The 12394-nt window shown below is 65.0% G+C and carries 11 protein-coding genes; 3 read left to right on the forward strand and 8 right to left on the reverse strand.

The features are described from left to right. Window positions 1-3144, reverse strand: coding sequence for an efflux RND transporter permease subunit (locus ACNFH5_RS00820; protein ID WP_416743529.1), 3144 nt, complete (start codon window positions 3142-3144; stop codon window positions 1-3). A 15-nt stretch (window positions 3145-3159) separates the two neighbouring features. Next, window positions 3160-4317: a multidrug efflux RND transporter periplasmic adaptor subunit MexA gene (mexA, locus tag ACNFH5_RS00825; protein WP_416743531.1), complete on the reverse strand. Its 1158-nt coding sequence runs from the start codon at window positions 4315-4317 to the stop codon at window positions 3160-3162. A 270-nt stretch (window positions 4318-4587) separates the two neighbouring features. Between mexA and ACNFH5_RS00830 the strand changes: the two genes are divergently transcribed. Beyond that, on the forward strand, window positions 4588-5022 hold the full coding sequence (locus ACNFH5_RS00830; RefSeq protein ID WP_416744365.1) for a MarR family winged helix-turn-helix transcriptional regulator: 435 nt from the start codon (window positions 4588-4590) through the stop codon (window positions 5020-5022). 51 nt (window positions 5023-5073) lie between these two features. On the opposite strand, the gene ACNFH5_RS00835 is transcribed toward ACNFH5_RS00830, so the two are convergent. From ACNFH5_RS00835 to ACNFH5_RS00845, 3 genes are all read right to left on the reverse strand, one after another. Next, the gene (locus ACNFH5_RS00835) at window positions 5074-5649 is read right to left on the reverse strand and encodes a YceI family protein (RefSeq protein WP_416743532.1); all 576 of its coding nucleotides are present in this window, start codon (window positions 5647-5649) and stop codon (window positions 5074-5076) included. A 28-nt stretch (window positions 5650-5677) separates the two neighbouring features. Next, window positions 5678-6232, reverse strand: a complete 555-nt coding sequence (locus tag ACNFH5_RS00840) for a cytochrome b (RefSeq protein ID WP_416743533.1) — start codon at window positions 6230-6232, stop codon at window positions 5678-5680. A gap of 176 nt (window positions 6233-6408) precedes the next feature. Next, window positions 6409-7896 carry a flavin monoamine oxidase family protein gene (locus ACNFH5_RS00845; protein ID WP_416743535.1) on the reverse strand — a complete coding sequence of 496 codons (1488 nt, stop codon included), beginning with the start codon at window positions 7894-7896 and terminating at the stop codon, window positions 6409-6411. 192 nt (window positions 7897-8088) lie between these two features. Here ACNFH5_RS00845 and ACNFH5_RS00850 point away from each other — a divergent pair, with 192 nt between their 5' ends. Together ACNFH5_RS00850 and ACNFH5_RS00855 are read left to right on the forward strand one after the other, a co-directional pair. After that, window positions 8089-9492, forward strand: a complete 1404-nt coding sequence (locus ACNFH5_RS00850; protein ID WP_416743537.1) for an adenosylmethionine--8-amino-7-oxononanoate transaminase — start codon at window positions 8089-8091, stop codon at window positions 9490-9492. Window positions 9493-9557: 65 nt separating this feature from the next. Beyond that, entirely contained in the window at window positions 9558-10277 is a 720-nt protein-coding gene (locus tag ACNFH5_RS00855) for a 16S rRNA (uracil(1498)-N(3))-methyltransferase (protein WP_416743538.1), read from the forward strand. Window positions 10278-10398: 121 nt separating this feature from the next. Here the strand turns inward: ACNFH5_RS00855 and ACNFH5_RS00860 are convergent, their stop codons facing one another. The 3 genes from ACNFH5_RS00860 to ACNFH5_RS00870 form a co-directional block, all read right to left on the reverse strand. Continuing rightward, the gene (locus ACNFH5_RS00860) at window positions 10399-11010 is read right to left on the reverse strand and encodes a LysE family translocator (RefSeq protein WP_416743539.1); all 612 of its coding nucleotides are present in this window, start codon (window positions 11008-11010) and stop codon (window positions 10399-10401) included. Between the two features lie 74 nt (window positions 11011-11084). Then, window positions 11085-11885: a helix-turn-helix domain-containing protein gene (locus tag ACNFH5_RS00865; RefSeq protein WP_416743540.1), complete on the reverse strand. Its 801-nt coding sequence runs from the start codon at window positions 11883-11885 to the stop codon at window positions 11085-11087. A 7-nt stretch (window positions 11886-11892) separates the two neighbouring features. Continuing rightward, a complete protein-coding gene (locus tag ACNFH5_RS00870; protein WP_416743542.1) occupies window positions 11893-12393 on the reverse strand; it encodes a chemotaxis protein CheW in 501 nt (166 codons plus the stop codon). Window position 12394: the final 1 nt, after the last annotated feature.

The following is a 12394-nucleotide window of genomic DNA, read 5'->3' on the forward strand; positions in this document are numbered from 1 at the left end:
TCAATGCCCCTTCTCGGTGGCTTCCTGTTCCTTGGACAACTTGTCCTTGAACAGGGTACTGACCACCACATAGAACAGCGGTACCCAGAAGATCGCGAGGATGGTCGCGGTGACCATGCCGCCGATCACGCCGGTACCGATTGCATGCTGGCTGCCCGAGCCTGCACCCGTGGAGATCGCCAGCGGCAACACGCCGAGGACGAACGCCAGGGAAGTCATCACGATCGGACGCAGACGCATCCGGCACGCTTCGATGGCCGCTTCGACGATGGGTTTGCCTTCGCGTTCGTGCAGCTCCTTGGCGAACTCCACGATCAAAATGGCGTTCTTCGCCGACAAGCCGATGGTCGTCAGCAGGCCCACCTGGAAGAACACGTCGTTGGACAGGCCGCGCATGGACGTCGCCAGCAGCGCACCGATGACGCCCAGCGGCACCACCAGCATCACCGAGAACGGGATCGACCAGCTCTCGTACAGCGCCGCCAGGCAGAGGAACACCACGATCAGCGACAGCGCGTAGAGCGCCGGAGCCTGCGAGCCGGACAGACGCTCCTCGTAGGACAGGCCGGTCCAGGAGTAGCCGACGCCCTTGGGCAACTGCTTGACCATCTCCTCGACCGCGGCCATCGCCTCACCGGTGGAGCGGCCCGGGGCCGGCTCACCGAGGACTTCCATGGCCGGGACGCCGTTGTAGCGCGCCAGTTTTGGCGAGCCATAGCTCCACTCGCCGGTGGCGAAGGCGCTGAACGGCACCATCTCGCCGGAACTGTTGCGCACGTACCACTTGTCCAGGTCTTCAGGGCTCATCCGCGCGTTCGGGCGGCCTTGCAGGTAGACCTTCTTCACCCGACCGCGGTCAATGAAGTCGTTGACGTAGTTCGAACCCCAGGCGATGGACACGGTGCTGTTGATGTCCGCCAGGGACACGCCCAGCGCACTGGCCTTCTCGTCGTCGATCAGCAGCTTGTACTGCGGCTCGTCGTTCAGGCCGTTGGGACGTACGCGTTGCAGCGCCGGGTTCTGCGAGGCCATGCCGAGGAACTGGTTGCGCGCCTGCATCAGCACTTCGTGGCCGACGCCGGCCTGGTCCTGGAGGAAGATGTCGAAGCCCACGGCGTTACCCAGTTCGAGTACCGCCGGCGGGGCGAAGGCGAACACCATCGCATCCTTGAAGCTGAAGAAGTGCTGCTGCGCGCGCTGGGCCAGCGCGAACACGCTGTTCTCCGCGCCGGGGCGTTCTTCCCAGGGTTTGAGCATGATGAACGCCATGCCCGAACTCTGGCCACGGCCGGCGAAGTTGAAGCCGGTCACGGTGAACACCGAGGCCACCGAGCTGCTTTCCTTGTCCAGCAGGTACTCACGCATCGAGTCCACCACCACCTGGGTGCGCTCGGCGGAAGAACCGGCCGGGGTCTGTACCTGGGCGAACAGCACGCCCTGGTCCTCGTCGGGGAGGAACGCGGTGGGGATACGGGTGAACAGATAGATCATGCCGCCGAGGATCAGCACGTACATCAGCAGGTACGGCATGCGGTGCTTGAGGATCGAGGTGACGCCGCGCTCGTAGCCATGGGTAGTGGCGAGGAACTTGCGGTTGAACCAGCCGAAGAAGCCGCGCTTGTGCTCGCCGTGGTCGCCCTTCTCGATGGGTTTGAGCATGGTGGCGCACAGTGCCGGGGTGAGGATCAGCGCCACGATCACCGACAGGGCCATGGCCGAGACGATGGTGATGGAGAACTGCCGGTAGATCACCCCGGTGGAACCGCCAAAGAACGCCATCGGCAGGAACACCGCCGACAGCACCATGGCGATACCCACCAGCGCGCCCTGGATCTGGCCCATGGACTTGCGCGCCGCCTCGCGGGGCGACAGGCCTTCCTCGGCCATCACCCGCTCGACGTTTTCCACCACGACGATGGCGTCGTCCACCAACAGGCCGATCGCCAGCACCATGCCGAACATGGTCAGGGTGTTGATCGAGAAGCCGAAGGCGGCGAGTACGCCGAAGGTGCCCAGCAGCACCACCGGCACGGCGATCGTCGGGATCAGCGTGGCGCGGAAGTTCTGCAGGAACAGGTACATCACCAGGAACACCAGCAGGATCGCTTCGCCCAGGGTCTTCACCACCTCATGGATGGAGGCGGAGACCACCGGGGTGGTGTCGTACGGGTAGACGATCTTCATGCCCTGCGGGAAGAACGGCTCCAGCGTCGCCAGGGTGGCGCGGATCGACTTGGCGGTGTCCAGCGCGTTGGCGCCGGTGGCCAGCTTGATCGCGATACCCGAGGCCGGCTTGCCGTTGAACTGGGCGTTGATGCTGTAGTCCTGGCCGCCCAGGGCAACGTCGGCGACATCCTTCAGGCGAACCTGGGAGCCGTCGGCGTTGACCTTGAGGAGGATTTCCTTGAACTGCTCGGCGCTCTGCAGGCGGGTCTTGCCGATGATCGTGGCGTTGAGCTGCTGGCCCTTGACCGCGGGCAGGCCGCCCAACTGGCCGGAGGAGATCTGCACGTTCTGCGCCTGGATCGCCGTCTTCACGTCGCCCGGAGTCATCTGGAAGCTGTTGAGCTTCGCCGGGTCCAGCCAGATGCGCATGGCGTACTGCGAACCGAACACCTGGAAGTCACCCACACCAGCGGTCCGCGACAGCGGGTCCTGGATGTTGGAAACGATGTAGTTCGACAGGTCTTCCTTGGTCATGCTGCCGTCGGTGGAGACGACGCCGACCACCATCAGGAAGTTCTTCACCGCCTTGGTCACGCGGATGCCCTGCTGCTGCACTTCCTGCGGCAGGAGCGGCGTGGCCAGCTGCAGCTTGTTCTGCACCTGGACCTGGGCGATGTCAGGGCTGGTGCCCTGGTCGAAGGTCACGGTGATGGTCATGCTGCCGTCGGAGTTGGACTCCGAGGAGATGTAGCGCAGATGGTCGAGACCGTTCATCTGCTGCTCGATGACCTGCACCACGGTGTCCTGCACCGTTTCGGCGGACGCACCCGGGTAGCTCACCTGGATGGCGATGGCCGGCGGGGCAATGGCCGGGTACTGGTTCACCGGCAACTTGAGGATCGACAGACCGCCCGCCAGCATGATCACCAGGGCGATTACCCAGGCGAAAATGGGCCGGTCAATGAAAAACTTCGACATTACGAATCCCCTTGATTAACCCTGCTTGGCCGGTTCAGCGGCGGCGGGCTTGTCGGCGGCACCAGCGGTGGGCGCCACGTTCTTCGCGGGTACGGCCTTGGCCTGGGCGCCCGGCTGGACGTACTGCAGGCCTTCGGTGATCAGGCGGTCGCCGGGCTTGAGGCCATCGCTGACCAGCCAGAAGGCGCCGACAGTGCGCTCAGTCTTGAGGGTGCGCAGCTCGACCTTGTCTTCGCCGTTGAGCACCAGGGCGGTGGCCATGCCACGGAAGTCACGGGTGACGCCCTGTTGCGGCGCGAGAATGGCCTGCTTCTTGATGCCCTCTTCCAACTGCGCATGGACAAACATGCCCGGCAGCAGCTCCTTGTTCGGGTTGGGGAAGATGGCGCGCACAGTCACCGAGCCAGTGCCCTGGTCGACCGAGACTTCGGAGAACTCCAGCTTGCCCTCGACGGGGTATTCGGAGCCGTCTTCCAGGTACAGCTTGACCTTGGCGGCGTTGTCACCGGCCTTCTCGAGCTGGCCTGCGGCCAGTTCGCGGCGCAGGCGGATCAGCGCCGTGGAGGACTGGGTGACGTCGACGTAGATCGGGTCCAACTGCTGCACGGTGGCCAGCGCGGTGGCCTGGCCGTTCTGCACCAGGGCACCCTCGGTCACGCTGGAGCGACCGATGCGGCCGGAGATCGGCGAATACACCTTGGTGTAGCGCACGTTGATCTTGGCGTTGTCGACGGTGGCCTTGGCCTGCAGGTACGCAGCCTGGGCGTCAGCGTATTGCTGCTTGCTCACCGCCTCGTCCTTGACCAGTTCCTTGTAGCGCTCGGCCTGCTGCTGGGTGGACACCAGGTTGGCCTGGGCACTCTGCAGGGTCGCTTCATAGGTGGCCGGGTCAATCTGGTACAGCTGCTGGCCTTCCTTGACGTCGCTGCCTTCCTTGAACAGGCGCTTGAGGATGATGCCGTTCACCTGCGGGCGAACTTCGGCGATGCGATACGCGGTGGTGCGGCCCGGCAGTTCGGTGCTCAGGGTCACCTCCTGCGGCTGCAGGGTCACCACACCGACCTCGGGGATCTGCTTCTCCTGCGGGGCCTGGGCTTTGTCGCAGCCGGCAAGAGTGGCCATGGCGACGAGCAGGGCGGGAACCAGAGCGCGCATGGCTGGCTTTCGTTGCATATCGTTGTCCTCGTGAGCAAAGCATCCGGTTTGGCTGTGGGCTTGCCGGTCCGGAAAAGCTGGCAAAAATACTTACATTCAGCTCTGTTTGTAAACGTCCGAAAGCCCTGAGGGAAAACTACTGAAACGTTTTAGCCATTGGCCGATATCGCAGTAGGTTTCCCGCAAGGCAGTCGCGGCGACGAACAAAGTTGATAACATCAACTAAAATACGAAAAAATGGTTGATCCGATCAACCTGATTTACACAAGGTTTACCGTGACCGAGCCGATGACCCACAACGTGAATCCCGACTTGCCGCAGACCCTGATGAAGGTCCTCGACCACTTGCGCGAGAGCCTCCAGGACGAACTGTGCGCGCAGGGCATCGACCTCACGCCACCGGATATCCGTCTGCTCGAACTGATTGGCGCCGATGCCGGCCAGAGCTTGCAGAGCCTGGGCCGCAAGATGTGCCGCGACAAGGCGCTGGTGACCCGCAAGATCCGTGAAATGGAGACCCTCGGCCTGGTTCGCCGGGAACGCAACCCCGATGACCAGCGCAGCTTCCAGTTGTTTCTCACCGAGGCCGGGAGCCGCATCGACGAGCGTACCCAGGCCATCCTCGCACGAACCCATGACAGTCTGTTCGCGCCGCTGAACGATGACGAGCAGCGTACCCTCACCCAGCTCCTGCGGCAGTGCCTGCAAGGCCATACGGACTAGCGACACAAACGAAAACGCCGGCATTCGCCGGCGTTTTCGCATTCCTGCGTCTTACTGACGCACCCCTTCAACCGACAGGGTCAACTCGACTTCCTGGGAAGCCGGGCCAAGGTCGCGCTGGATGTTGAAGTCTTTCAGCTTGAGGGTGGTGGTGCCGAGGAAGCCGGCACGGTAGCCGCCCCACGGGTCATCGCCCTGGCCGATCAGTTCAGCCTTGATGGTGACCGGCTTGGTCACGCCGTTCAGGGTCAGGTTGCCGGTGATCTCGGCATTCTTGCCCTCGGCCTTGACGGCGGTGGACTCGAAGGTCGCAGTCGGGTTCTTCGAGACATTGAGGAAGTCCGGGCTGCGCAGGTGCTTGTCACGCTCAGCGTGGTTGGAGTTCACGCTGTTGGTGTTGATGGTCACCTTGACCTTGTCGGCGGACGGGTTCTTCTCGTCGAAGGTGAAAGCACCGTCGAAGTCGTCGAAGCGGCCATACAGCCAGCTGTAACCCAGGTGCTTGATGCGGAACTCGATGAAGGCGTGCTGGCCTTCCTTGTCGATCTTGTAGTCCGCGGCCATGGCCTGGCCAGCGGAGAACAGGGCGGTACCCAGCGCCAGAGCGGCGAACGTCTTCTTCAGCATTGAAGCAATCTCCCTTTGAGGTGAGGTGTTATTTCGCGGCACGACCGAGCATGCGCACCAAGGTCGCATCGCGGTCGAAGAAATGGTGTTTGAACGCCGCCAGGGCGTGCAGCACAGCCAGGACGACCAGGCCCCAGGCCAGATACAGGTGGATCGCGCCGGCGATGTCGGCCTGGTCGGTCAGCCCGCTCAGGGTGGCGGGCACGTCGAACCAGCCGAACACGCTGATGGGTTTGCCCTCGGCGGTGGAAATCAGGTAGCCGGCGATGATCACCGCGAACAGCAGCGCATAGAGCGCCAGGTGGCCGAGCCTGGTGGCCAGGCGAGTCATCTGCCCGTGGTTGGCCGGGGACGGCGGCGCCGGGCTGATGAAGCGCCAGAGCACGCGCACGATCAGGGCGATGGCCAGCAGGATGCCGATGCTTTTGTGGATTTCCGGGGCGCGGTGATACCAGGTGTCGTAGTAGTCCAGCTCGCGCATCCACAGGCCCAGGCCAAACAGCCCAAACACCACCAGCGCGCTGCCCCAGTGCAGGAACAGGCTGACCAGTCCGTAGCGGGCGGGGGAATTACGCCATTGCATCGATCGACATCCTTGAAAACGGGAATTCAAGACTAGCGGTTAATCCATCGAAGAAAAGCAGAAAAATCTGCTTTGAAACATCGACTGACAAGATAGGTCTCAGTCTGAAACGCCCGTCCCAGAGCCAGAAACGACAATGCCGGCTTTCGCCGGCATTGTGGATGGAACGGGTTCGATCAGAACGGCAGCCAGGACATGATGCCCTTCTTCTCGCCCTTCTCGGCCGGCTTGGCGCTGGCGGCCGGCTTGTTGTCGGCAACCATCGCCGCGCCTTCCACCACCGGCGTCTTGCCGGCGTACAGGTCGCGCACCTGGCTGGCGGCACGCTTGCCGCTGCGCAGGGCGCCTTCGATAGTGCCCGGGTAAAGGGCATCGGTGTGCTCGCCGGCGAAGGCCACACGGGAGACCGGAGTTTCCCACACGCGCCAGAAGCGGCTGATCTGGCCCGGACCGAAGGCCAGGTAGGACCCGCCGGTGCCGGCGTCGGTGCTGTAGCGACGCATTTCGTAGCCGTCGTAGGCGCCGCGCATCTTCGGGTAGTACTTGTTCATGCGGATCAGCACCTGCTCCGACAGCTGGCGATCACCAAAGGCCTGCATCACACGGGCGTTGTCGCCGGAGAGGTTGATCAGCACGTTGGCGCCGCCCTTGGTGGCGGGCTCGACCCAGATCATGCCCAGCCCCTGATCGCTGTAGATCTCGCCGGACAGACGCGACTTGTCGTCCCACACGGGGCGCTTGAACTTCATCAAGATCTGGTCGCGCCAGCCGTAGTTGGTGCCCTTGAGCGCCGCCTGCTGCTTCTCGTTCAGCCCCGGGGTCAGGGTGATGTTGCCCAGGGCGCGCAGCGGTACGGCCAGCACCAGGTAGTCGGCGGTGTAGCCGGTAGGGCCGACCTTGACGGTCACGCCGTCCTTGTCCTGGCTGATCGAGGTGACCTTGGCGTTGGTCTTGATGGTCTTGATCTGCTTGACGAAGGCCTGGGCCAGCACCTGGCTGCCACCGGGCAGACGCGCCGCGCGCAGGTCACGGTCGTCGACACCACGGTACACACGGCCCTGCTGGGCGAGGTAAAGCAGCGACAGGCGCGACGGCTCGTCGTAATGCGAGCGGATACGCTGGTTGACCAGCAGGCGCGCCGTCGGCGACAGGTTCAGCTTGTCCAGCCAGCGCGCGGCGGTGAGCTGGTCGAGGGCGAACAGGGTCTTGTTCGCCAGCGGGTTGAGCGGGTCGTCGATGGAGGCGGACAGCTCGTTCAGGGACTTCTCGAAACGCTCGAGGTCCGCGGCAACGGCCGGCATCTTGGTCTTCAGATCGGAGCTGGTGTAGTAGACGCCATCGATCAGGTAGCTCGGGGTACGGACGAATTCCGGTGCCGGCACCGAATTCACCTTCAGGGTATCCAGGTAGCCGTTGAGAGTCGGCTGGACCTTCTTGTTGCCGATCCATTCGCTGGTGGCCAGGCCCGAACGGCCGCCCACCTGCGGCTTGGCTTCCAGCAGGGTGACCTGCCAGCCTGCCTGCTGCAGCTCGTAGGCCGCGGAGAGGCCGGCGAGCCCGCCGCCGACCACGATGGCGGTCGGTTGTTTGTCCTTGCCCAGCGCCACTGCACTGAACACCCCCAGAGCAAGCAACGCGGCAGCGCGCAGCCATCCCATTTTCATCGCCAGACTTCCCCGAATTGGTGCAAAGGCGCGAAGCATACGTGAGCGCCCGAATGCCGAATAGCCGTGTTGGTCGGCTGCCCGCGACATGTGTCGTAGGACGTGTCCTTGTTCATCTCAAGTGCATTGAATAGGCTTGCCCGATCCGGGCGGGCCGACCGTCTGACGAGTCATCATTTCAAGGAGCAGACCATGGGCCTGAACGCCGAGTGGATGCAGCGCGATCTCGAGGTGCTGTGGCACCCCTGCACCCAGATGAAAGATCACGAGCGCCTGCCGGTGATCCCGATCCGCCGCGGCGAGGGCATCTGGCTGGAGGACTTCGAAGGCAAGCGCTACCTGGACGCGGTCAGCTCCTGGTGGGTCAACGTCTTCGGCCACGCCAACCCGCGCATCAACCAGCGCATCAAGGACCAGGTGGACCAGCTGGAGCACGTGATCCTCGCCGGCTTCAGCCACCAGCCGGTGATCGAGCTGTCCGAGCGGCTGCTGCGCCTGGCGCCAGCGGGATTCTCCCGGGTGTTCTACGCCGACAGCGGCTCGGCCGGCATCGAAGTCGCGCTGAAGATGAGCTACCACTACTGGCACAACCTCGGCCAGCCGGAGAAGAAGCGCTTCATCACCCTGACCAACAGCTACCACGGCGAGACGGTCGCGGCGATGTCGGTAGGCGACGTGGCGCTGTTCACCGAGACCTACAAGTCGCTGCTGATGGACACCATCAAGGTGCCGACCCCCGACTGCTACCTGCGCCCCGAGGGCGTGAGCTGGGAGGAACATTCGCGGACGATGTTTGCCGCCATGGAGCAGGCACTGGAGCAACACCACAAGGAAGTCGCGGCGGTCATCGTCGAGCCGCTGGTGCAGGGCGCCGGCGGCATGCGCATGTACCACCCGGTCTACCTCAAGCTGCTGCGCGAGGCCTGTGACCGCTACGGCGTGCACCTGATCCACGATGAAATCGCTGTCGGCTTCGGCCGCACCGGCACGATGTTCGCCTGCGAACAGGCCGGCATCACCCCGGACTTCCTGGTGCTGTCCAAGGCGCTGACCGGCGGCTACCTGGCGATGAGCGCGGTACTGACCACCGACAAGGTCTACCAGGCCTTCTACGACGACTACGCCACCCTGCGCGCCTTCCTCCACTCGCATACCTACACCGGCAACCCGCTGGCCTGCGCCGCCGCCCTGGCGACCCTGGACATCTTCGAACAGGACAACGTCATCGAGGCCAACAAGGCCCTGGCGGCCAGGATGGCCAGCGCCACTGCGCATCTGGCCGACCACCCGCATGTCTCGGAAATCCGCCAGACCGGCATGATCCTCGCCATCGAGATGGTCCAGGACAAGGCGACGAAAACCGCCTATCCCTGGCAGGAACGCCGCGGCCTGAAGGTCTTCCAGCACGGCCTGGAGCGTGGCGCGCTGCTGCGCCCGCTGGGCAGCGTGGTGTACTTCCTGCCGCCGTACATCATCACCCCCGAGCAGATCGACTTCCTCGCCGAAGTCGCCAGCGAAGGCATCGACATCGCCACCCGCGACAGCGTGAGCGTGGCGGTCAGCGAACGCTTCCCCGAGCATCGCGATCCGGGCTGATCAGCTACAAGCGGCAGGCCGAAAGCTTTAAGCTTGCCGCTTTCCCCCATCAGTTCGACATTGCCATGCGCCTCTCCCGCTTCTTCATCGATGCCCCGCTCTCCCTCGGCCAGCACGAGCTGCCCGAAGCCCAGGCCCACTACATCGGCCGCGTGCTGCGACACACGGCCGGCGATGCCGTGCAACTGTTCGATGGCTCCGGCCAGGAATTCCTGGGTGAATTGATCGAGGTGGGCAAGAAGAACGTCCGAGTCGAGCTGCGCGAAGCTTTCGACGGCCAGGCCGAATCGCCGCTGCGCGTGCACCTGGGCCAGGGGCTGTCCCGTGGCGAGCGCATGGACTGGGCGATCCAGAAGGCCACCGAACTGGGCGCCAGCGAGATCACCCCGATCGTCAGCGAACGCTGCGAAGTGCGCCTGAAGGACGAACGCGCCGACAAGCGCATGGCCCACTGGCGCCAAGTGGCGATAAGCGCCTGCGAACAGTGCGGCCGCTCGGTGCTGCCGGTGCTCAACGCACCGGTCACCCTGGCCGAGTGGCTGGAGAGCTGCGAGGCGCAGCTCAAGCTGGTGCTGCACCCGGTAGCGGAGCCGCTGACCAGCCATGACAAGCCGCAAAGCCTGGCTTTCCTGATCGGCCCGGAGGGCGGGTTAAGCGATGCGGAAGTGGAGCAGGCCAAGGGAGCTGGCTTCCAGGCCGCGCGGCTGGGACCACGGGTGCTGCGGACCGAGACCGCGCCGGTGGTGGCGCTGAGCGTGGCGCAGCAGCTTTGGGGCGATTTCTAAACGCATCTGCGTTGGGCGGGTTCGCGAGCAAGCTCGCTCCTACAGGCAGCCGGCTGGCACGGTGCGCTTTGGGTAGGAGCGAGCTTGCTCGCGAACAGCCCCGGCACTGAGCCCCGGCGATTCAGATCCCCCTCAATGCCAACCCCGCCAACACCAGCAACACCAGCCCGCACAACGCATGGCTCACCTGGTGCCAGCGCGGCGAAGCATTGCGCCGCAACCAGTCCACCAGTGCCGCGCAGAGGAAACAGCAGAGCACCGAGGCGGTCATGAAGCCGGCGAAGAACACCAGCGAATCCGCCAGCGACGGAACGCCGTTCACCAACCCGGCCATGGCGCCACCCAGTGCGCCCCAGTAGACGATGTTCTTCGGGTTGGACAACGACAGCATGGCCCCGGAAGCGAAGGCACCCGCGTTGTGCTCGCCGCTGTCGCCCTCCTCCGCCACGCCGACCCGCCGTGCATCCAGCAGGCTCTGCACGCCCAGCCAGGCCAGGTAGGCGGCGCTGGCCAGGGTCAGCGGCAGGCGCAAGGTTTCGTGGCCGAACAACAGCGCCAGTCCGGTCAGGCCGATCAGTGCCCACACCGCATCGCCGATCAGCGAACCGAACTGCACCAGCAGCGCTGGGCGGAAGCCGCCTTTCAGACCACGGCGCAGGGTTTCGGCGAGGACAGCGCCGGGGGACAGGCAGAAGACGATGCCGAACAGCAGCGCGGCGAAGAACAGGGTCATGGATCAGCTCTCGAACAGGATGACGATGGCGCGATTCTGCCTGGACAGCGGCGATCGCACTTGAACCGGATTGCTCAGCGCAGGGCGCGCTGGAAAATCCCCGGCGACACACCGTAGGCCGCGCGGAAGTGCCGGTTCAGGTGGCTCTGGTCGGCGAAGCCGAGTTCGTGCGCCACCTCGGTGGCCGGCAGGCCGGCGCGCAGCAGCGCCTGGGCGCGGCGGGTGCGCAGTTGCATGGCCCATTGCCGGGGGCTCAGGCCAACCTGCTTCTGGAAGCTGCGCAGCAGGTGGAAGCGCGACAGGTCGAGGTAGGCCGCCATCTCGTCGAGGCTGGGTTGCCGCGCCAGGTCGGCCGCCAGCCAGCCCTGCAGGTCGGCGATCCGTCCACCGCTCGCCGCAGCGTCCTGCGGCAGGCGTACCCCCATGACGCGGGCGATTTCGGCCAGCAGCAACGTCAGACGCTCCTCGCCGCGCTGGCGAACAAAGGCGTCATCGCCCAGCACACGCTCGACGGCGTCGGCCATGGCAGCGGTCAGAGCAGGCAGGCGCTCGGTGGGACGTTCGAACTCCAGGCGCTGCAGGCCAAGCATCGCGGCGAGTTGCTCAGGAGCGACGTAGAGGCTGACGAATTGCCACGGCTGGCCTTCGGCGACGCCGCCGCCCTGGATCTGCCCCGGATTGTAAGCGGTGATCGCGCCGGGGCCGGCGTCGAAGGTGCGGCCGTCCAGCCAGACGCTTTCCTCGCCGCGCAGGTTGGCGCTGATGACGAATTCGTCGTGGCTGTGGCGTTCGAAACTGTGGCCACCGAGGGTGGCGCCGGCGACCTCGAAACCGGGTAGATCCCCCAGTTGGGCAAGGCGCAGGCCACCGCTCATGGCTGGCTCAGATCAGGCCGGAGTCGGCCAGCTTCTGCTCCAGCGCGGCCAGGTCGGGGATGCGCGCGTGGGCATCGCCCAGGTCCACCGCATCCAGCTCCAGCGGCGCCAGCGGCACGTCCAGGCGCTTGAGATCGGAGCCGACCTTCAGCGAACGCGGGATGCCCTGCACCAGGAGCGCGAAGAACTTCACGTTGGGGCGTCCGCCCAGGGCGTTGACCACGATCACCCGCGCACCGGGGCTGACTTCGGCCTGGCCATCGGAGGCCGCCTCGAAGGACAGCAGCGGCAGGCGCAGGTCGCGCCAGGCCACCTGGCCCAGGTACCAGGACGGCAGGCCGTCCACCGGGTGCGGGGCACGGTAGGTGATCAGCTCGGCCACCGCCACGTTGGGCAACAGCAGGTTGCGGTCGGCCAGCGGCACCAGCAGGCCGGTCAGGCTGCTGGGGGCGGCGTTGGCCACAGCCCCATTGGCAACGGCGGCATTGGCGACGGGAAGATCACTCATC

Source organism: Pseudomonas sp. NY15435 (assembly GCF_048068295.1).
Classification (GTDB): domain Bacteria; phylum Pseudomonadota; class Gammaproteobacteria; order Pseudomonadales; family Pseudomonadaceae; genus Pseudomonas.

Bases quoted from the DNA above. Each gene is read 5' to 3' on its own strand.
- ACNFH5_RS00820 (WP_416743529.1), bottom strand. From the start codon at position 3,144: ATGTCGAAGTTTTTCATTGACCGGCCCATTTTCGCCTGGGTAATCGCC.
- mexA (WP_416743531.1), bottom strand. From the start codon at position 4,317: ATGCAACGAAAGCCAGCCATGCGCGCTCTGGTTCCCGCCCTGCTCGTC.
- ACNFH5_RS00830 (WP_416744365.1), top strand. From the start codon at position 4,588: ATGACCCACAACGTGAATCCCGACTTGCCGCAGACCCTGATGAAGGTC.
- ACNFH5_RS00835 (WP_416743532.1), bottom strand. From the start codon at position 5,649: ATGCTGAAGAAGACGTTCGCCGCTCTGGCGCTGGGTACCGCCCTGTTC.
- ACNFH5_RS00840 (WP_416743533.1), bottom strand. From the start codon at position 6,232: ATGCAATGGCGTAATTCCCCCGCCCGCTACGGACTGGTCAGCCTGTTC.
- ACNFH5_RS00845 (WP_416743535.1), bottom strand. From the start codon at position 7,896: ATGAAAATGGGATGGCTGCGCGCTGCCGCGTTGCTTGCTCTGGGGGTG.
- ACNFH5_RS00850 (WP_416743537.1), top strand. From the start codon at position 8,089: ATGGGCCTGAACGCCGAGTGGATGCAGCGCGATCTCGAGGTGCTGTGG.
- ACNFH5_RS00855 (WP_416743538.1), top strand. From the start codon at position 9,558: ATGCGCCTCTCCCGCTTCTTCATCGATGCCCCGCTCTCCCTCGGCCAG.
- ACNFH5_RS00860 (WP_416743539.1), bottom strand. From the start codon at position 11,010: ATGACCCTGTTCTTCGCCGCGCTGCTGTTCGGCATCGTCTTCTGCCTG.
- ACNFH5_RS00865 (WP_416743540.1), bottom strand. From the start codon at position 11,885: ATGAGCGGTGGCCTGCGCCTTGCCCAACTGGGGGATCTACCCGGTTTC.
- ACNFH5_RS00870 (WP_416743542.1), bottom strand. From the start codon at position 12,393: ATGAGTGATCTTCCCGTCGCCAATGCCGCCGTTGCCAATGGGGCTGTG.